Below are 19,552 nucleotides of genomic sequence, written 5' to 3'. Positions count from 1 at the left end.
GTGCGGCGGCCGTACGGTCTAGAACTTCGCCGCCGCCGTGGGCGCCTTGAGCTCCCCGAGGTACTTGTGCCAGAGGTGGTTCGGATCGTTCTCCACCGCCGTGACGATCTCCCGCATGGCGGCGAGCGCCTTGGGCTCCCCGTCGTACACGTCGCCCTGGAGCATCTTCAGCACGTCCAGGCGGTAGCGGGGGTCCTGCACGAACGCCGTGAACAGGATGTTCAGGCGGTAGTAGATGGAGATGAACTCGTACCAGTTGTGTACGGCGCTGCGCAGGGTGTCGACGTACGTGTCGAAGCGCTTCCTGCGGAAGTCGCCCGCCTCGTGCGCCGCGATGATGTCGTTGGCCGCCAGGCGCGCGCTGTTGAGGGCCACGCTGACACCGCTGGAGAAGATCGGGTCGACGAAGCGGGCCGCGTCACCGATCATGATGAGCGAGTCGTCGGCGATCTGCGTCAGCGCGTAGCTGTAGTCGCCCTCGGACTTGAACTCCTTGACGCGCTGGGCGTTCTTGAGCGCGTCGCACAGCGCGGGACGTGAACCGACGGTGTCCCAGAAGAAGGTCTCCAGGTCGTCCTTGGCCTCCTTGAAGCGGGACTTCTGGGTGACGACGCCGACCGAGGTGATGGTGTCGGTGATCGGGATCTGCCAGACCCAGGTGTCGGTCAGCGGCAGGAAGTGGATGAAGATGTAGTCCGACTGCTCCTTGTTGACCGCGAGCGCCTTGCGGTCGAAGTTGTCGAACCAGGTGTGCACCGCGTACTGGTTGAATACCGGGTCGGGCACCTTGACCTTGAGCTGGCTGCCCATCATGGTGCGCCGGCCGCTCGCGTCGACGACCATGCGCACGGGCACGCCGATCGGCTGGTTGCCGACCTTCGCCTGGATGATGGGGCGGTCGCGCTCGGAGAAGTCGACGCGGTTGACGCGCACCCCGTGGTAGACCTTCGCGCCCAGGCTCTCCGCGTGCTGCAGGAGGATCTGGTCGAACTTGCCGCGGTCGACGTGGAAGGTGTAGTCGCGGTCGACGCCCGCCTGGTCGCGCTCGCTGAAGAGCACCTCGGCGGCCCGGAAGTCGTGGTCCAGGCCCTGGAAGCCCATGTGGTCGATGTCGCGGTCCTCGGCCGACGTCCAGGCGGCGCCGTACTTCTTGGGGAAGCCCGCCGCCTCGACCGCGTCTATCGCGCCGGTCTCGATGAGGACCGGCGTGGTGGCCGGCACCAGCGACTCACCGACGTGCTCGCGCGGGAAGGTCTCTGACTCGAAGACCACGACGGAAAGGCCCGCCTTGGCGAGGTAGGAAGCGGCGGTCGCGCCGGCCGGACCGCCGCCGATGATGCCGATGTCGTAGTCGTAGTTTGCGGACAACGTGAGCTCCTCTTCAAGGGTTCGGTCGGTGTGCTGCGCCGTGGTCGCGGTCAGTGCACGGGAGAGCCGAGGGACAGCAGCAGGTCGGTGATGCTGTCGAGGTTCTGGAAGTTGGTCCCGGTCAGCTCGGTCGGCGGGATGTTGGTGCCCAGCTCGTCCCGGATGAAGGTGAGCAGCTGGGCGGTGTTGATCGAGGTGAGAATCCCCCACTCGAGCAGCGGGGTGTCCGGAGCTATGCCCTTGGGGTCCGGCTCGGACAGAAGCCGTTCCTGGATGAACTCGGTGAGCCGGCCGATCAGTTCGTCACGGTCACTGGCCACGCCGTACCTCCTGAAGATGCTGATGACGGGCGGGACGCTCCGCTGCCGGGGAGGCACTTGGAGCCGCCGGGGGAACCCTGAGGAAGGAGTTCAACACTCGGGGAGTTCAACGCCCGGTGATTTCATTTCCTGATGAACTCTACTAGTGTTGAGCTCATCGTCAAGGGCCCAACACAAAGCAGTGGTCGCGTAGTTGGAGGCGCCATGAGCGGGGAACGGCACGGTCCACCCACCGGAGAAGCACACGTCTGGGCGGTGCGCGAGCCACCACCTGGGCCGGGACGCAAGGCGGTGGTCGAGCGCTGCCTCGCCCTGCTCACACCCGCGGAGCTCCGCCGCTGCGAACGCGTCGTGCCGTCCCAGCAGGCCCTGCACGCCTGCGCGCATGCCGCACTGCGCGCCGTCACCGCCGCGTACACCGGGCTGCGCGTGCCGCACGTCGCCTTCACCACCGGCGAGTTCGGAAAGCCGTACGTGGCGTCGGATCCCGGCCTGCGGGTCAGCCTCGCGCACACGGAGGGCATGGCGCTGGTCGCGGTGACCCGGGACGGCCCCGTGGGCGTCGACGTCGAGCGCATCACGACCCTGCACGACCCGGCGGGCATGCGAGGCCAGGTGCTCTCGCCCTGGGAGGCGGCTCGCTGGCCCCAGACCGCCGAAGACGCCGCACAGAGCGGCCTCTTCACCCACTGGACCTGCAAGGAAGCCGTACTCAAGGCGATCGGCAGCGGCCTCGCGGGCGACCTGACGGCCATTCAGGTGGTTCCCGGGGCGCGGCGCTCCGGACCCGTCCCCGTCCACGCGCTGCCCGCCCAGGCGGCCACCCGCACCTGGGCGCTGCAACTGATCGACCTGGGGCCCGAGTTCAGGGCCGCCGTGGCCGTGGCGGACGGCGGCAGCCTGGTGCGCGCCTTCCACATGGCGCCCGGCAGCATCCCCAGCGTCCCGCCGGCCCTGCCCGTACCTTCCCCGCCGGTGCTCCCCGAAGTCGCCGGGGTCCCCGAGGCCCCCGGCCGCCAGACCGTTCCCGACCGTGGAGGTCCGTCATGCAGCTGAGCAGCCCCCGATCGTCCGAACCGATGTCCCCGGCACCCTCGACCGCGCCGCCGGCCCTGATCTGCCTGCCCCACGCCGGCGGCGCCGCCCGCGTCTTCGCGAGCCTGCGGGCGGCCCTTCCGCACGTGGATTCCGCCCCGCTGGAGCTCCCCGGCCACGGCGCCCGGATGCGCGAGGCGCCGCGGGACGACTTCGGCGCCGTGCTCGACGACCTGGTGCGCACCTCGGCCCCGCACACCGGCGGGCGTTACGTCCTGCTCGGGCACAGCATGGGCGCGGCCTTCGCCTATGAACTGGCGCGTTACTGGGCCGCGTTGGGCAGGGCGCCGGTGGCCGTCATCCTGGCCGGACGCAACGGCCCCACCGCCCGGCGCATCCTGCCCGACATCCACCCCCTGGGGGCGCGGGAGTTCCTGGACGCCGTCCGCGCACTCGGCGGCACACCGCCGCAGGTGTTCGCCAACCCCGAGCTGGTGAAGCTCTTCATCCCCATGCTCCGGGCCGACTTCACCATCTCGGAGACGTACGAGGCGCTGCCCGGTGCCCCGCTCGACTGCCCCCTGTGGGTGTGCGCGGGCCGCGACGACCCGATGGTCGACGACGCGGGACTGCACGACTGGGAGAACCACGGCACGGGCGACGTACGCACCGAGTGGCTGCCCGGCGCCCACTTCATCCTCGACACACCGGAGTTCCACGCGTACGTCGCCAAGGTCCTCGCCGCCCTGCCGCCGAGCTGAGACACGACCGACGCCGTCGGCCTTCCCCCGCTCAAGGGGAAGGCCGACGGCGTTCGGTCGTGTCTCAGCTCGGCGGGTCAGCTCGCGAGCCCCTGCGGCTGCACCTCGGAGAACTGCGTGCGCCAGTAGGCGAGGGGCGTCCTGGCCGCGCTGGCCTCGCCGTGCACCAGACGGCCGATCAGGACCTGATGGTCGCCGGCGAGATGGCTGCTGGTCAGGATGCACTCGGCGAGCGCCACGGTGGAGCCGAGCAGCGGTGCGCCGGTGCGCTCGCCGGGCCGCCACGCGACGTCCGAGAAGCGCTCCGGCACCGACGACGCGAACGTACGCGCCAGCGCCGTCATGTCGGCGGAGAGGAAGTTCACCGCGAACACCGAGCTCTGGTGGATGGCCTCCAGCGTCGCGCTCGGCGCCTTGACGCAGACCAGGAGCAGCGGCGGCGACGCCGAGACGCTGCACACCGCGCTGCAGGTCAGTCCGCGTGGTTCCCCGTCGGCCGTCACGCTGGTGACCACGCTGACGCCGGTGGGCAGGGAGCCCATGACGGAACGGAAGGTGTTCAGGTCGACCTGGTCCAACACGGCGTCCGCGACGTCCAGTTGATCGGGCATGTATGAATCCTCGTCTGTGAGTCCGAGGCGGCTCAGTCCGGGGGAGGACACCGGGGCTACCGCGGAGCGCTGTCGGCGAGCGCGGCGACCAGCGCCGGCCGGTCCGTCTTGCCGTTGGCGGTCAGGGGGAGTTCGGGCACGACGTGCACGGCGTCGATCACCATGTAGAGGGGAAGCCGGGTGGCGCAGTCCCGCTTGAGTTCCAGGAGCCCGGGGCGCTCGTCACCCTCCGCCACCACGAACGCGTGCAGTTTGGCGTCGAGGCCGGAACCCACCACGGCACACGCGGCGGACGTCACCGAGGGGGCGTCGGCGATCACCGCCTCGATGTCACCGAGCTCGATGCGGTGCCCGCGCACCTTCACCATGTGGTCGCGGCGCCCCACGTACTCCAGCATCCCGTCCGCGCCCATCCGCCCGATGTCACCGGTGAAGTAGGCGCCCTTCTGGGGCTCCTGGCCCCAGTAGCCGAGCATGACGGTCGGTCCGGTGACCACGATCTCCCCCTCGCGCGAGCGCGGCGGGTGCAGCCGGATCAGGTCACCGGAGACCGCGGTGCCGATGGGCAGCGGGCGGGTGCTGCCCAGGTCGCGGTCGGTGACCTCGTAGCTGGTGCAGACATTGGTCTCGGTCGGCCCGTACCAGTTGTACATCCGCACATCGGGCCAGGCCTTGCGCAGTTCGTGCACCTGCTGGATCGGGAACGGCTCACCGGCGAAGACGCAGGCGCGCAGCGCCTTGGGCGGCTCGTCGGCGAGCAGGTCGCCGCGCTGCATCATCAGGGTCAGCGCGGACGGCACCGAGTACCAGACGCTGATCTCCTCGCGGCGCAGGAGCGCACCGAGCTGGACCGGGTCGTACGCGAGCCCTTCGGGCACCAGGAAGACCGAGGCGCCGGTGAGGAACGCGGCGTACAGGTCGAAGACCGAGAGGTCGAAGTTGAACGGCGCGTGGTTGGAGAGCCGGTCGTCGGGGGTGACGCCGATCTCGGCGGCGGCCCAGCGGATGAAGGAGAGGGCGTTGCGGTGGCTGATGCAGACGCCCTTGGGCTCCCCGGTGGAGCCCGACGTGTAGAGGATGTAGGCCGGCTCGTCGGCCTCGTTCTCGTACGCCGCCGGGGCGTCGTCCGCGGTGGCCTCCTGCGCCAGGTCGGCGAATCCGACCAGCGGCACCGACGCGGGCCAGTCGCCGGCGTGAGCGCGGCGCAGGCCGTCGCTGTCGGCCACCACGAGGGCGGGGGAGCAGCTGTCGGATATCCGCCGCACGCGCGCGGCGGGGTTGGCGGCGCTGACCGGGGCGTAGATCGCGCCGACGCGCAGCGCGCCCTGCATGAGGGCGATCGCCTCCAGGGTCTTGTGGCTCCACAGCACGACCCGGTCGCCGGGCCGCACCCCGCGCCGGTGCAGCGCGGCGGCATACCGGTCCGCGAGAGCATCCAACTCCCGGTAGCTGTAGACCCCTTGAGGGGACCGCACGGCCGGTGCCTCCGGGGTGCGGCGGGCGGAGTCGATGACGAGCTGGTGGAGCCTCACAGTCCTATCTCCTTCGCTATCAGTTGGCGCTGGATGTCCGAGGTGCCGGAGAAGATCGTGCTGGGCACGGCGTCGCGCAGGGCCGCCTCGATGCCGTCGTCGCGGAGGTAGCCGCGTCCGCCGAAGACCCGTACGGCATCGGTGGCGGCGGCGAGCACGCCCTCGGACACCGCGAGCTTGGACAGCGCGATCGCCAGGACGGCCGGGTTGCCCTGGTCCATCTCCCAGCAGGCGCGGTACAGCAGGAGCCGGGCGCTCTCCAGGGTCAGCTTCATCTCGGCGATCCGGTGGGACACCGACTGGAACTCGCCGATGCGCTTGCCGAACTGGCGCCGCTCGGTGGCGTGCCGCACGCACCTCTCGACGAGCCGTTCGAGGAGCCCGACGTAGAGGGCGAAGAGGCAGGCCCGCTCCCAGCCCATGGAGTGCTGGAAGATCGCCGCGCCCTGGCCCACACCGCCGAGCACGTTCTCGTCGGGGACGAAGCACTCCTCGAAGGTGATCGCACCGGCCGGGCAGGAGTGCATGCCCATCTTCTCGTGCGGCTCACCCACGACGACGCCGGGCGTGTTCCGGTCGACGACGACGCCGGTCACGCCGAGGAACCCGGCCTTGGGATTGACGGTCGCGTACGCCACGTACACATCGGCGGCCGGACCGTTGCTGACGAAGCTCTTGGTGCCGTTGAGCACGAGGCCGCCGTCCACGGGACGGGCGATCGTGCCGAGCCTGGAGGAGTCCGATCCCGCGTCCGGTTCGGTCATCGCGTTGCCCGCGATCAGCCGTCCGGCGGCCAGCTCGGGCAGCAGCCGCTCCCGTACGGCGGCGCTGCCGAACTCCGCGACCGGCACCGCGCACGCGAAGGTGTGCGCGGCGGCGCCGAAGACCAGGCCGGTGTCCGCGCAGCCGCGGCCCACCGCCTCGACGACGCGCGCGGTGTCCAGGGCGCCGAGCCCCTGACCGCCGGCCTCCGTGGGCAGAGGGGCGCCGAGCAGCCCGATCTCGCCGAGCCGCAGCCAGTCCTTGCGGGTGTAGAACCCGTGGCCCGAGCCGGGCCCGGTGGGGAAGGCGGCCCGGGTGGCTGCCAGCACCTCGTCGTAGCGGGCCTGTTGGCCCTCGTTCCAGCCGAACTCCACATCTGCTCCTGTCGTACGGGGAAGGGGCTCCCTCCCGCGTCGGGATCTGGGTGAGTGGTGGGTGCCGCGTGCCGTCAGGCGGGGCCGGGCAGGTGGCGCAGGTTCCGCGGGCCGACGTAACGCAGCCGCGGGTGGATGCGCCCCTGCTGGGCGCGCTGTTCCTCGACATGGGCGAGCCAGCCGGGCACCCGGGCGGCGGCGAACATCGGGACGAAGAGGTCGGACGGCATGCCGAGGAGGTGGTAGATCGCGGCCGCGTAGCAGTCCACGGTCAGGTACGGGCGGGGCCCCTTGGAGGGGTGCGCGGCGGCGCGCACCGCGTCCAGGACCTTCAGGACGTGGTCGCGGCCGGGGCTCGCCCGGAAGCCGCGGGCCGCCTCGCGCAGCGGCCCGACCCGGGGATCCTCCATCGCGTACGGCACCGGTCGGGTGCGTACGGCGGCGGCCTGATCGGCACGGCCCCGCAGGTAGGCGGCGGCCGCGTCGGGGTTCTCCGTCTCCTGGGCCTGGTCGACCACCTGGTTCGCCGAGCCGCCGTGCAGCGGTCCGGTGAACGTGGCGAGTGCCACGGTGATGGCGGCGAAGGTGTCGGCGCCGGTGCCCGCCGCGACCCGGGCGGCGAACGCCGAGGCGTTGCAGCCGTGTTCGGCCTGCAGGACCAGGCAGAGGTCGACCAGGCGGACGCGTTCCGGGTCGCGGGGCAGGTCCAGCATGTGGAGGATGTTCTCGGCGTGCGAGAGCTCGGGATCGGGGCTGATCATCCGGCGGCCGGTGCGGGCGGCCTGCTGGATGGCGAATATGGTCGGGATGCGCGCGATCAGGCGTTCGCCGAGGCCGATGTGCGCGGCCGGGTCGGCGTCGGCCTCGGCGGCGACCGCGAGCGCGGAGACCGCTGTGCGCAGCACCGATGACGTACTGCACCCGGCGTTGAGCACGAGGTTGGTGGCCACCATGGAGGGCAGCTCACGGGCCGCGGCGAGCCTGGCCCGGAAGGCGCGCAGCTCGTCGGGGTCGGGCAGCCAGCCGCGGATCAGCAGGTGGACGACCCCCTCGAAGGTCACCCGGCCCGCCAGTTCCTCGATGGGGTACCCGCGGTAGGCGAGCCTGCCGCGGTCGGGGTCCACCTCGGAGATACCGGTCTCGCCGACGATCATGTCCGCCACGGCGGGTGTCCGCTCGGGGTCGGGGCGCTGCATGCGGGGCAGCGCGGGGGTCACGGCCGACGCGTCCTGCGGAATGTCGATCTCCGCCAGCTCGTCGGACGTGGAGAGCTCGGCGAGGCGTTCGTCGTAGAACGCGCGGAGCTGGCCCACGGACTCAATGTGCTCGATCAGACCGTTGTCGAGTGTGGTGCCGAGCTCATGCTCCAGGTGGACCTGGAGCTCGACGGCCGTGAGGTTGTCCCAGCTGGCCACCGCGCGGAGCCGCAGTTCGTCGCCGATGTGTTCCGACGGCATGTCGAAGACCCGGGAGAGCGTGCTGATGACGGGATGCACGTGGGGCATCTCCTTCTCTGTCGTCGTACCGAGCCGGCGGCTGCTATCCCGCCATGTCCGGTGCGTGGTCGTCGGCCGGTTCGGGAAGCCGCACCACGGCGGGGGTGGTGTCGCGGGCGGTCACGCTCTCGCGGGTGCTCGACGCGTCGCGCACCGCGGGCTGCTCGCGCAGCGGCGCGGACGGGCGCGGTGGGCCTGAACCGCGTCGGGTCACGAGGTCCATCCGGGTGCGCGGCAGCAGGTGGGGCAGCGCGGGGCCGGTCATGGCGGTCGTGATGAGTGCCATCAGGACCATCTCGGTGAAGAGGGTCTGGTCGAGGACCCCGAGGTTGAGACCGATGCCGAGGATGATCAGCTCGGTCAGACCACGGGTGTTCATCAGGGCGCCGACGCCCAGTGACTCGCGCCAGCTGAGCCCGAATGAGCGGGCGGGCAGCGAGGCGCCGACGATTTTCCCCACGATGGCGGCGGACAGGATCAGGGCCAGCTCGCCCCAGGCGGTGGCGGACATGCCGGCGATGTCGACGGAGAGGCCGGTGATGATGAAGTAGACGGGCAGCATCAGCTCGCCCGCGTGCTGCAGCGGCCGGAGCATCTTCTCCTCGAGGAGCTCGCTCGGCTTGCGGGGCATGACCAGGCCGAAGGCGAAGGCACCGAAGATCGGGTGGATGCCGATGTTCGACGTGATGTACGCGGAGAGCAGCAGCCCCGCGGTGACGAGGGCGGCGAGGTAGGTGCCGCTGCCGCGCCGGGACATCCACGCGACGGCGCGGGTCAGCGCCGGGCGGACGACGACGATCATCGCGGCGCCGTAACCGGCGGACATCCAGAGGGTGTTGGTGAACCCGGTGGGCCCGGACGCGGTGACGATCGCGACCACTCCGGCCAGCACGCACCAGGCGATGACGTCGCCGAACGCGGCGCTGGTGAGCGCGAGCGCGCCGACCTTGGTGCGCGAGAGGTGCTTGTCCTTGAGGATGCGGGCAAGTACCGGGAAGGCGGTGATCGACATGCTGACGCCGAGGAACAGGGCGAAGGAGAAGAAGTCGATCTTCTCGCCGTTCACCACCGAGTGGTTCTGGTAGATGACCCAGGCGATCGACATGCCCAGGGCCAGCGGGACGAGAATGCTGCCGGCGGTCACCGCGGCGACCGACCGCTTGCGCCGTCGCATCGTCGCCCAGTCCAGCTCCCAGCCCACGGTGAACATGAAGAGCAGCAGGCCGATCTGCGCGACCATCGAGAGCAAGGGGCGTACGTCGTTCGGGAACAGACGGTTCGTCAGGTCGCCGGGCAGGAGCCCGAGCAGGCTCGGGCCGAGCATGATGCCCGCCGTGATCTCGCCGATGACGGCGGGCTGATGAAACCGCCGTGCCAGGCGTGCCAGCAGTGCGCCGACAGTCAGGATGACCGCGATGCCGGCGAAAGCGGTGGCCTGTAAGTCTTCCAGCTCATGTGGAGTGGGCACAGCGTCACCTAATTCATTCGTCGCTGAAGTCAACTGGTGATGAGTTTTGCATGCCGATGTCGGGCGCTGCAAGGGGGAACTGGCGTCCCTTGACCCGTTCTTGAGCTACTCCGAGCGGTCCGTGCACGGCGTTTTCGGGTCGCTTCGGGGGCTTGCTGGGGTGCGCGGTCCATGCAAAACTCATCGCCAGTTGAGTTCACTGTTTGGTGAGTTTCCCTGTTCGGAAGGCGGTGCGTGACCATGCGCGAACTGGTGGAGGCGATCGAGGCCCCGGACTCGGGCCCGGCCGATGTGGCGGCCCTCAGGATTCCCGACTCCTACCGCGCCGCCGTCCTGCGCAAGGAGGAGGCCGCCATGTTCGAGGGCGTCGAGCTGCGCGACAGGGCCCCGGCCGACTCCCTGCACATCCAGGAGGTGCCGACCCCGGAGCCCGGCCCCGGCGAGGTCCTGGTGGCGGTGATGGCGAGCGCGGTGAACTACAACACCGTGTGGAGCGCCCTCTTCTCACCCGTGCCGACCTTCGCCTTCCTGGAGCGGTACGGCAGGCTCGGCGGACTCGCGGCGCGCCACGACCTGCCGTACCACATCATCGGCTCCGACCTCGCGGGCGTGGTCCTCAAGTCCGGCCCAGGGGTACGGCGTTGGCACGCGGGTGACCGCGTGGTCGCCCACTGCGTGTCCGTCGAACTCGAAGGCGCGGAAGGACACGGCGACGCGATGCTCGACCCCGAGCAGCGCATCTGGGGGTTCGAGACGAACTACGGCGGCCTCGCCGAACTCTCCCTCGTCAAGGCGAGCCAGCTCCTGCCCAAGGCCGAGCACCTCACCTGGGAGGAGGCGGCCTCGCCCGGCCTGGTCAACTCCACCGCCTACCGCCAGCTCGTCACCGGCAACGGCGCCGGCATGAAGCAGGGCGACAACGTCCTCATCTGGGGCGCTGCCGGCGGACTCGGCTCGTACGCGACCCAGCTCGCCCTGGCCGGCGGCGCCACGCCCATCTGCGTGGTGTCCTCGCCCGAGAAGGCCGAACTGGCCCGCCGCATGGGCGCCGAGCTCATCATCGACCGCGCCGAGGAGGGCTACCGCTTCTGGCGCGACGAACGCACCCAGGACCGCAAGGAATGGCGCAGGCTCGGCGAGCGGATACGGGAGCTGACCGGGGGAGAGGACGCAGACATCGTCTTCGAGCACCCGGGACGCGAGACCTTCGGCGCGAGCGTGTACGTCGCGCGCAAGGGCGGCACCATCGTCACCTGCGCGTCCACCGCGGGCTACAACCACGAGTACGACAACCGCTATCTGTGGATGTCCCTGAAGCGGATCGTCGGCTCGCACTGCGCCCACTACCGCGAGGCATGGGAGGCCAACCGCCTCATCGCCAAGGGCAAGATCCACCCCACCCTCTCGCGGACCTACGCCCTCGACGAGGTCGGCGCCGCCGTGGAGTCCCTGCACCGCAACGAACACCACGGGAAGGTCGGAGTGCGCTGCCTCGCACCCGCCGAAGGCCTCGGAGTCACGGCCCCCGAGTTCCGCGAACGCCACGAGACGGCCATCAACCGCTTCCGGACCGCGCCCTCCGCGCCGTCCCAACTCCCCTCCCTGAAAGGGGTGGCGGCGTGAACGGCGACCACGGAACGCTCGCGGTGGTGGGCCTGGGGAGCATCGGCTCCGCGCTCGCCCGCAGGGCCGCGCTCGGCGGCCTGGACGTCATCGTCATCGACAAGGACACCCCGACCACGCGCGACCGGGCCGCCGAACTCTTCGAGGCGGGCCTCGCGGACGGGACGGTCACCGCCGAGCAGGCCCGCGAAGCCGGTGCGCGGATCCGCCGCGCCGAACGCTGGGAGGAGCTCGCCGGGGCGGCCACGGTCGTCGAGGCGGTGCCCGAGCGACGCACCGCCAAGGTGGACGTCCTGCGCGCCGTCACCCGGATCTGCCCGCCCGGCACGGTCATCGCCAGCACGGCCGCCGCCCTCTCGCTCACCGACCTCGCGGCGGCCTGCGGTCGGCCCGGACGCTTGGTCGGACTCCAACTCCCTCTTCCCACCGCCGAGATCGCCGAGGTCGGCCGCACGGTGATGGCGGACGACGACGCCCTCGAGCAGGTCGAGGATCTCGTGGAGCGGCTCGGCCTCCGGGCGGTCGGTGTCGGCGACCGGGCCGGACTGATCTCGTCGGCGCTGCTCTTCGGCTACCTCAACCAGGCCGTCACCATGTACGACCAGCAGGTCGCGAGCCGGGACGACATCGACGCCGCGATGCGGTTCGGCTGCGGACTGCCGCTCGGACCGCTGCAGCTGCTCGACGTCATCGGCACGGACACCGCCTGCGACATCCTCACCGTGCTCGCCGAACGGTGGGACGAGCCCGCGCTGCGCCCCGCGCGCCGCCTGCGGCACATGGTCCTCGCCGGACTGCTCGGCCATAAGTCGGGACGCGGCTTCTACGACTACCGGGGGAGCGGGGAAGGTTCCGCCGCTCCCGAGAAGCCCTCCGGTCCGTCCGCCATCCGCACGGTCGGGGTCGTCGGGTCGGGCACCATGGCCGCCGGAATCGCCGAGGTCTTCGCGCTCGCCGGACGCGCCACCGTCCTGGTCGGCCGCACCGACGAACGCGCCAAGTCGGCCTGGCACGCGGTGTCCCGTTCGACGGGCCGCTCCCTGAAACGCGGACGGCTCGACGAGACGACGCGCGACGCCGCCCTCGGCCACCTGACCCCCAGCAGCGATCTGACGGAACTCGCCGACTGCGACCTGGTGATCGAGGCCGTGGCGGAGGACCTGGCCGTCAAGAAGCAGCTCTTCCGCGAGCTGGGAGAGGTCTGCCGGCCGGGCGCGCTGCTCGCCACCACCACGTCGAGCCTGCCCGTGATCGAGTGCGGACTCGCGTCGGGCCGCCCCGCCGACGTACTCGGACTGCACTTCTTCAACCCGGCACCCGTGATGCGCCTCGTCGAGGTGATCGGCTCCCTGGAGACCGCGCCCGAGAACGTCGCCGCCGCCCGCGAGCTGTGCCGCACGCTCGGCAAGCACCCGGTGCGCTGCATGGACCGGCCGGGCTTCATCGTCAACGCACTGCTCTTCCCCTACCTCAACGGCGCGGTGCGGCTCGCCGAGAGCCACTACGCCACCGTCGACGACATCGACGCCGTCATGAAACTGGGCTTCGGCTATCCGCTCGGCCCCTTCGAACTCCTCGACGTCATCGGCCTCGACATCTCGTTGAGCATCCAGCACATCCTGCACGCCGCCGACGGTAACCCCGCGACCGCGCCCGCGCCCCTCATGGAGCACCTGGTCGCCGCGGGACGGGCCGGGCGCAAGGCGGGGGCGGGATTCCGGGTCCATGGGTGAGCGGGCTGATCGCCGAGGGCGTGACGGAAGGGAACGGGTGGACAACGGATGGACGAGGACATGAGGACCGAGACGGGCGCCGAGCACCGGCGGGACCACCGCAGGGCCGAGATCGAGGTCGGCGTGGACGCCATCGCCCGCGCCATGCTGGCCGAGCTCACCGGATGGCCCGACCTGGACCCCTTCGTACGAGGGCTCTGCGAGGCCCCCGAAGCGGGACAGCCGCTGCCGGAGGGAGCGAGCCGATGACCACCTCCACACCCATGGCCACGCGCACTGTCCGGGAAGCCGCGGTGGCGGCCCAGGCCGCCGCCGCCCGGCTCGCCGCCACGACCGGGGCCCAGCGCAACGCCGCGCTGCGCGCGATCGCGCGGGCCCTCACCGACCGGGCGCCGGAGATCCTGGCCGCGAACGAACGGGACATGGACGACGCCCGCGCGGCCGGACGCCCGCAGGCGGTGCTCGACCGGCTCGCCATCTTTGACGGTCAGCTCGCCCGCCTCACGGACATGACGCGTGACGTGGCCGCCATGGCCGACCCGGTCGGTACGGTCACGAGTGGCTCCGTCCTGCCCAACGGCCTGGAAGTACGCCAGATCAGGGTGCCCCTCGGTGTCGTCGGCATGATCTACGAGGGCCGGCCCAACGTCACCGTCGACGCCGCCGTGCTCTGCGTCAAGAGCGGCAACGCGGCGCTGCTGCGCGGTTCTTCGGCCGCCCGGCACACCAACGCCGCGCTGATCGCCGTGATGCGGGACGCGGTGAAGGACACGGCGGTGCCGGCCGATGCGATCCAGACAGTACCCGGCGATACGCATGCCTCCGTAAAGGAACTCATGTCGCTGCGCGGCCTGGTGGACGTACTGATACCGAGGGGCGGCCGGGAGCTGATCGAGACCACCGTGCGCGACGCGGCGGTCCCGGTGATCGAGACGGGCGTCGGGAACTGCCATGTCTACGTAGACGAACACACCGACGTGGAGCGGGCGTTACGCATCCTGATCAACGCGAAGACGCAGCGTCCGTCCGTCTGCAACGCGGCGGAGACGCTTCTCGTGCACAAGGCCGTGGCGCCCTTGTTCCTGCCGCGCGCGCTCGAGGAGCTCGCGCGGCACGGCGTCACCGTGCACGGTGACGCCCGCGTCCTGGCCGCGGCATCCGCTGTCCCGTCCGCCGCGGGCGGGCCGGAGGTCGTCGCGGCCACGGAGGAGGACTGGGACCGCGAATACCTCGCGGCGGACATCGCGGCCGCCGTGGTCGACTCGCTGGAGTCGGCGGTCGAGCACATCCGCCGCCACGGCACCGGGCACACCGAGGCGATCGTCACCGAATCCCAGTCCGCGGCACGCAGGTTCGTCCTCGCCCTGGACACGGCGGTCGTCGCCGTCAACGCCTCGACGAGGTTCGCGGACGGCGGCGAGCTGGGGTTCGGGGCCGAACTCGGCATCTCCACCCAGAAGTTGCACGCGCGGGGCCCGATGGGCGTGACCGCCCTGACGACCACGAAATACGTCCTGGTGGGCGACGGTCAGATCCGGTAGTTCAAGGAGGAACGGGCCATGCATGTACGCATCTTCACCGCCACGGAACCTTCCGGAAGGTTCCTGTACGAGGACAGCCGTCCAAGGGACCGCTTCCCCCGGACCGCCGCCCCCGTCCCGCCCTGGCTCGGCCTGGCAGGCGCGGAGGACGACCCGACGGAGCCCCACATCGTGCGGGGCATCGACTGAGGGACCACGCGCACCGCACACCGAAGGCGCCCACGCGAGAGGATCGCGGGGGCGCCTTCTGGCGACGGTCACGCGCGCCTCAGCGCATCGCCTCCGTGGCCAGCCCGGCAGCCGGCCGCACCCGGATGGTGACACGTCGGGGTGCCGGCGCCGGGGGCTGCTGCGGAAGGTGCGGCAGGGCCGAAGGGCCCGGGAGGAGCAGGACGAGGTCGTCCAGGCTCACCAGTTCCGTGTCCGAGTGGCCCAGCAGGGGCGGGAGTTCGCGGGCGTCCAGGTTGACGAGGCCCCGTGCGACGACCTGCCCGGCCGGGGAGATCAGCTCCACGGGATCGCCCGTGGCGAAGTCGCCGTCGGCGTACGTCACGCCGGTGGCGAGGACAGGGCCCGCCCTGCCCGCGAGAGCCCTGGCGGCGGACGCGTGCAGGTGCAGCGCCCCGCGCGGGCTGCTCGCGTGCTCCAGCCAGAGGAGATGGTCGGCGGCGCGCGCTCCCGTGCGGTGGAAGTAGGTGCCCGTGTCCCGGCCGGCCAGCGCGTCCGCCGCGTGCCGGGCGGCGGTGAGGACCACCGGGATGCCCGCATCGGTGGCGATGCGCGCGGCCTCGACCTTGGTGACCATGCCGCCGGTGCCGACGCCCGCGCTCCCGGTGCTGCCGATCTCCACGCCCGTCAGATCAGCGGGCCCGCGGATCTCGCTGATGCGGCGCGACCCCGGGCGGTCCGGTACGCCGTCGTACAGACCGTCCACGTCGGACAGCAGGATGAGCGCGTCGGCCCGCACCAGATGCGCGACGAGCGCCGCGAGCCGGTCGTTGTCGCCGAACTTGATCTCCGCGGTGGCCACGGTGTCGTTCTCGTTCACCACCGGCAGCGCGCCCATGGCGAGCACCTGCTCCAGCGTGCGGTACGCGTTGCGGTAGTGCGCCCGGCGGCTCACGTCCTCCGCGGTGAGCAGCACCTGCCCGACCCGCACCCCGTACCGCGCGAAGGAGGCGGTGTACCGGGCGACGAGCAGCCCCTGCCCGACGCAGGCGGCGGCCTGCTGCCGCGCCAGGTCGTGCGGACGGGCCGTGAGGCCCAGCGGGGCGAGACCGGCCGCGATGGCGCCGGAGGAAACGAGCACGACGTCGACACCGGCGGACTTCGCACGCGCAAGGACGTCCACGAGCGCGTCGACGCGATCGGAGTCGAGCCCTCCGGCAGCCGTGGTGAGCGAGGACGAGCCGACCTTGACCACGATGCGGCGGGCGGTGAGCACGTCGGTCCTCGGCCCGCGGGCCGGGCCCGTCACCGGGGCGCCGCAGTCGAGATGCCACTGGCCCCGGGGAGCCCGTGCGCGCCCTCGCGCAGCAGCGCGTGCACCGTCTCCACCACCAGGACCGGCTGCTCGTACGGAAGGTCGTGGCCGTGCCCCGGCACCGTCTGCAGGGTCGCGCCCGGTATCTCCGATGCGAGGGCCCGCGCCTGGTCGGGCGGTGTGTAGCGGTCGAGTTCGCCCACCAGGACGCGGGTGGGGACGTTGCCGAGGGCACGGATGCGGCCCGCGCAGTCGTGCGAGGTCAGGGCCGAGTAGAACTCGGCGATCGCCAGGACGGGCACGTCACGGAAGGCGCGCGCGTTGGCCCGGACCGCCTCGGTGGTGGGCCCGGGGCCGAAGACCGCGCGCCACAGCGGCGCCGTCGTCGGGTGGGAGAGCGGACCCGTCAGGAGACGGTGGGCGGTCCGCGCCGCGCGGGGTGAGCGCAGCAGACGGTCGGCGACCTTCTGCTGGGTGCGAGCGCGCCGCCGGGACCCGGGCGTACCCGTCGGACCCGGCCGGTCGTTGAGGGCGCTCAGCGTCGCGCCGACCTCGTTGAGCGAGGTGGAGATCAGGCCCACGCCCGCCACCTCCGTGCCGAACAGGCCGGGCCGCCGCGCGGCCAGTTCCTGGATGGCCATGCCGCCCATGGAGTGGCCGATCAGGATCACGGGCCTGCCGTCACGCGCCGCGTCGGAGAGGACCAGGGCCAGGTCGGCGCAGAGCAGTTCCATGTCGAGTACGGCACTGCCCCGCGTCGAACGGCCGTGCCCGCGCTGGTCGAAGCTGATGGCGCGCAGGGCGGGAAAGCCGGGGCGCGGCCGGGTCAGCGCGTCGATGTGCGGACGCCAGTCGAGGGCGGACATCGTCCAGCCGTGACAGAGGAGCACGCCGAGCGGGGCATCGGGATCACCGTGCGTGGACACGGCGAGCTCGGCCCCGTCAGGGGTGCCGAGGACATGAACCTGGTGGCGCGGCTCGGCCGGCGCGGCGGTACTCATGACGCCTTCTCGTGCTCGGCGGGGAGCGCCGGCACCGGTTCCGCGGGGAGCGCCGGGGCCGGTTCGGTGGGCTGCGGCGTGGCCGGGAAGTCGCAGCCGCAGACAGCGGCGAACTCGGCCGTGCGCCACGCGTGCTGGACCTGCCCGAAGGTCATGCCGAGCGCCGTGGCGATACGCGTCTGGCCCCACCCCCGGCGGCGCAGGAACCACACATAGGCCGAGCGCTCCTGGGGGCGCGGCTTGCTCCTCCGGCCGCCGCTCTCCAGGAACTGGTGGAGGTTCCCGCTGATCGCGTCGACCGTGCCGGCCACGCGCCGCAGCTCCCGGCGCTCCCGGACGGTGAGCCCGCCCCAGATGCCGGCGCTCTCCTCGTGTGCGAGCGCCTCGGCCAGGCAGTCGGCGACCACCGGGCAGCTCGCGCAGAGCCGTTTGGCGGCCGCCTCCGACTCCGTGTCGTCCGGGCTCCTCCCCGACGGGAAGAAGGTGTCCGGATCACAGCCACGGCAGGCCGCCCGTTCCACCCAGGGTGCCCCGAGTGTGTGCTGATTCGCTGGTGCGTACATGTCGGTCGGCCCTTCCTTCGCTTCATCGCGGCCCCGAACCGATGCGGAACCGCCCCCTCAATGACCTGAAGACGACCATGGCGAGCGGCGGTGCCCGCGGCGTACCGCGGACGCGGTGATGCCGTCCCGCTGCTGTCGAGAATAAAGTCAACACTCAATGATTTCAATGGGTGTTGAGCTCAATCGAGATGGCCTGAAGACGGCACCGCGGACGCGTGGTTCCTGCATGAAACCGCTCCCGCGCCCGCGTCGACGGAAGATGTCCCAGGTGAGCGGCCCCGGCCTGCCGGGGCGCCGGGGTCGTGACCGTGAGGTGGTCGTGCCGCGCCCGTTCTGTGGATTCCTCGCGTGTTGAAATCAAGTCTTGCTGGAGCCAACTCGCTTGGCGTACGGTCCCCATGGCTCAAACCACACGGACCCGAATCGGGTCCCGGGGGAGTGCCGACGGACGTGCCCTGGCTGTGCCCCGGCACCGGCCGACGCACCCCCCGGCACCAGGCAGCCCAGATCCACGCTCTTGAACGCCACGCGCCATCGAGCTCGACGTTCTTCATCCGCGCTGTACGGCGCTCCCAACGGGGGGAGCACGGTCGGACACCTGAAGGGGTGTTTTACGTGCATTTACTGCCATTGCGAGAGCTGACGAACGGACCGGCGGCCGCCATCCCCACAGATGTCACGGCGCCCCATGCCGCTCGAAGCTCGGGCTCGCGCTCAGTTCGCCACTGTCCGAGCGTCTTGGAGGTTCCCATGCCGGTCGTCAGCGCACCTGTCGTAGCCCTGCCCCGCCATCAGGTCGACACCGACGAACTCCTCAGCCTGCTGAGTGAGTTGTACGTCGACCACCCGCGGCTCGAAGCCATCCACACGGCCATTCGTGCCACGTCCGTCCGGTCACGCTGGTACACCCGCCCGCTGGCCGAGCAGTTCAGCACCGACGTACCCGTCGTGGAGCGGATGCGCACCCACCTGCGCGACTCCCTCGATCTGGCGGAGAGCGCGGCCCGGCAGGCCCTGTTCGAGTCGGGCCTCGAGCCGGGCGACATCACCAACCTGGTGGTGACGAGCGCCACCGGGCACACCATGCCGGGCCTCGACATCCACCTGATGGAGCGGCTCGCCCTGCCCTGCTCGGTCCGTCGCCTCCCGGTGACCCAACTCGGCTGCGGGGGCGGAGCGTTCGCCCTCACCCGGGCCAGGGATCTGGTCGTCGCGCGGCCCGACGCGACGGTGCTTGTCGTCTGCGCCGACGTCTACAGCCACTATCTGCACCCGGCCGACACCGGTATGGACGGCATGATCTTCAAGGGGCTCATCGGGGATGCCGCGGGTGCCTGCGTGGTGCGCGCGGGGACGGACGGCCCGCACATGGAGCTCAACGACCCCTGGGAGTACCTCCTCCCCGGCAGCCGCGACATCGTGGGCAGTTACGTCGACTCCGACGGGCTGCACGCGCACAACGCCCCACGGCTGCTGCGGGCGGTGCAGGACATCGCGCCGCATGTCAAGGAGTGGCTGGAGCGAACCGCGCCACCCGGTGCCGACGCGCGGCCGGGGTTCGTCGTCTCGCACTCCGGCAGCCCGAAGATCCTGGACGCCGTGATGGCGGGCCTCGGCTGCCCGCCGGAGATGGTGGACCTGTCCCGGGACTCCCTGCGGGAGCTCGGCAACGTCGGTTCGGCCTCGGTCCTCGACGTACTGGAGAGGACCTTCGCCAAGCCGCCGGCCGACGGTGACCACGGGCTGCTGCTCGCGCTCGGCCCCGGCATCTCGCTCATCGCCTCGAAGATCACCTGGCGGGCCTGACACGCGACGCGTCAACTGCCCTCGGGGGAGGAACAGTTGGCGGGCCGGGGAGCTGCATCGTGGTTCCCCGGTCTT

18 protein-coding genes are annotated in these 19,552 nt (G+C 71.3%); 8 read left to right on the top strand and 10 right to left on the bottom strand.

What is annotated here, in order from left to right; all coding sequences use genetic code 11:
- Positions 1 to 18 precede the first annotated feature (18 nt).
- The gene (locus ACWGIH_RS01825) at positions 19 to 1,368 is read right to left on the bottom strand and encodes an NAD(P)/FAD-dependent oxidoreductase (protein ID WP_365816193.1); all 1,350 of its coding nucleotides are present in this window, start codon (positions 1,366 to 1,368) and stop codon (positions 19 to 21) included.
- 50 nt (positions 1,369 to 1,418) lie between these two features.
- Positions 1,419 to 1,688 (bottom strand): acyl carrier protein, encoded by a 270-nt coding sequence (locus ACWGIH_RS01820; protein WP_365816191.1) that lies wholly within the window; start codon positions 1,686 to 1,688, stop codon positions 1,419 to 1,421.
- A 204-nt stretch (positions 1,689 to 1,892) separates the two neighbouring features.
- Between ACWGIH_RS01820 and ACWGIH_RS01815 the strand changes: the two genes are divergently transcribed.
- Together ACWGIH_RS01815 and ACWGIH_RS01810 are read left to right on the top strand one after the other, a co-directional pair.
- Positions 1,893 to 2,744: a 4'-phosphopantetheinyl transferase family protein gene (locus tag ACWGIH_RS01815; RefSeq protein WP_453452772.1), complete on the top strand. Its 852-nt coding sequence runs from the start codon at positions 1,893 to 1,895 to the stop codon at positions 2,742 to 2,744.
- A 23-nt stretch (positions 2,745 to 2,767) separates the two neighbouring features.
- Positions 2,768 to 3,484 (top strand): thioesterase II family protein, encoded by a 717-nt coding sequence (locus ACWGIH_RS01810; RefSeq protein WP_453452774.1) that lies wholly within the window; start codon positions 2,768 to 2,770, stop codon positions 3,482 to 3,484.
- Positions 3,485 to 3,561: 77 nt separating this feature from the next.
- Here ACWGIH_RS01810 and ACWGIH_RS01805 read toward each other — a convergent pair whose 3' ends face one another.
- From ACWGIH_RS01805 to ACWGIH_RS01785, 5 genes are all read right to left on the bottom strand, one after another.
- A complete protein-coding gene (locus tag ACWGIH_RS01805) occupies positions 3,562 to 4,095 on the bottom strand; it encodes a flavin reductase family protein (RefSeq protein ID WP_453445940.1) in 534 nt (177 codons plus the stop codon).
- Between the two features lie 56 nt (positions 4,096 to 4,151).
- A complete protein-coding gene (locus tag ACWGIH_RS01800; RefSeq protein ID WP_453445942.1) occupies positions 4,152 to 5,627 on the bottom strand; it encodes an amino acid adenylation domain-containing protein in 1,476 nt (491 codons plus the stop codon).
- The gene (locus tag ACWGIH_RS01795) at positions 5,624 to 6,763 is read right to left on the bottom strand and encodes an acyl-CoA dehydrogenase family protein (protein ID WP_453445943.1); all 1,140 of its coding nucleotides are present in this window, start codon (positions 6,761 to 6,763) and stop codon (positions 5,624 to 5,626) included. Before ACWGIH_RS01795 ends, ACWGIH_RS01800 begins: the two co-directional genes overlap by 4 nt.
- Before the next feature lie 74 nt (positions 6,764 to 6,837).
- Positions 6,838 to 8,259, bottom strand: a complete 1,422-nt coding sequence (locus ACWGIH_RS01790; RefSeq protein WP_453445944.1) for a citrate/2-methylcitrate synthase — start codon at positions 8,257 to 8,259, stop codon at positions 6,838 to 6,840.
- A 43-nt stretch (positions 8,260 to 8,302) separates the two neighbouring features.
- The gene (locus ACWGIH_RS01785) at positions 8,303 to 9,727 is read right to left on the bottom strand and encodes a cation:proton antiporter (RefSeq protein ID WP_453445946.1); all 1,425 of its coding nucleotides are present in this window, start codon (positions 9,725 to 9,727) and stop codon (positions 8,303 to 8,305) included.
- A 240-nt stretch (positions 9,728 to 9,967) separates the two neighbouring features.
- On the opposite strand from ACWGIH_RS01785, the gene ccrA reads away from it, so the two are divergent.
- Genes ccrA through ACWGIH_RS01760 form a run of 5 tightly spaced genes read left to right on the top strand, consistent with a single transcriptional unit; the run spans position 9,968 to position 14,813 of the window.
- A complete protein-coding gene (gene ccrA, locus ACWGIH_RS01780; protein ID WP_453445947.1) occupies positions 9,968 to 11,350 on the top strand; it encodes a crotonyl-CoA carboxylase/reductase in 1,383 nt (460 codons plus the stop codon).
- Positions 11,347 to 13,083, top strand: coding sequence for a 3-hydroxyacyl-CoA dehydrogenase family protein (locus ACWGIH_RS01775; protein WP_453445949.1), 1,737 nt, complete (start codon positions 11,347 to 11,349; stop codon positions 13,081 to 13,083). The genes ccrA and ACWGIH_RS01775 overlap by 4 nt, the downstream gene beginning before the upstream one ends.
- Before the next feature lie 60 nt (positions 13,084 to 13,143).
- On the top strand, positions 13,144 to 13,332 hold the full coding sequence (locus ACWGIH_RS01770; protein WP_453445950.1) for a hypothetical protein: 189 nt from the start codon (positions 13,144 to 13,146) through the stop codon (positions 13,330 to 13,332).
- Positions 13,329 to 14,624: a glutamate-5-semialdehyde dehydrogenase gene (locus ACWGIH_RS01765; RefSeq protein ID WP_453445952.1), complete on the top strand. Its 1,296-nt coding sequence runs from the start codon at positions 13,329 to 13,331 to the stop codon at positions 14,622 to 14,624. The genes ACWGIH_RS01770 and ACWGIH_RS01765 overlap by 4 nt, the downstream gene beginning before the upstream one ends.
- 18 nt (positions 14,625 to 14,642) lie before the next feature.
- The gene (locus ACWGIH_RS01760; RefSeq protein WP_453445954.1) at positions 14,643 to 14,813 is read left to right on the top strand and encodes a hypothetical protein; all 171 of its coding nucleotides are present in this window, start codon (positions 14,643 to 14,645) and stop codon (positions 14,811 to 14,813) included.
- Between the two features lie 79 nt (positions 14,814 to 14,892).
- Here the strand turns inward: ACWGIH_RS01760 and proB are convergent, their stop codons facing one another.
- From proB to ACWGIH_RS01745, 3 genes are read right to left on the bottom strand one after another with little or no spacing between them, the layout of a single operon-like run.
- Positions 14,893 to 16,068: a glutamate 5-kinase gene (proB, locus tag ACWGIH_RS01755; protein ID WP_453445955.1), complete on the bottom strand. Its 1,176-nt coding sequence runs from the start codon at positions 16,066 to 16,068 to the stop codon at positions 14,893 to 14,895.
- Between the two features lie 29 nt (positions 16,069 to 16,097).
- Complete coding sequence (locus ACWGIH_RS01750; protein ID WP_453445957.1) at positions 16,098 to 17,108, bottom strand: alpha/beta fold hydrolase; 1,011 nt, start codon at positions 17,106 to 17,108, stop codon at positions 16,098 to 16,100.
- Positions 17,105 to 17,671 (bottom strand): WhiB family transcriptional regulator, encoded by a 567-nt coding sequence (locus ACWGIH_RS01745; RefSeq protein ID WP_453445959.1) that lies wholly within the window; start codon positions 17,669 to 17,671, stop codon positions 17,105 to 17,107. The genes ACWGIH_RS01750 and ACWGIH_RS01745 overlap by 4 nt, the downstream gene beginning before the upstream one ends.
- 750 nt (positions 17,672 to 18,421) lie before the next feature.
- On the opposite strand from ACWGIH_RS01745, the gene ACWGIH_RS01740 reads away from it, so the two are divergent.
- Positions 18,422 to 19,477 carry a PhlD gene (locus tag ACWGIH_RS01740; protein ID WP_453445961.1) on the top strand — a complete coding sequence of 352 codons (1,056 nt, stop codon included), beginning with the start codon at positions 18,422 to 18,424 and terminating at the stop codon, positions 19,475 to 19,477.
- Positions 19,478 to 19,552 lie beyond the last annotated feature (75 nt).

Source organism: Streptomyces sp. NPDC054872 (genome assembly GCF_053610705.1).
Note: the sequence above shows the minus strand (reverse complement) of the source record. Positions and strands in the feature narration are given on the sequence as shown.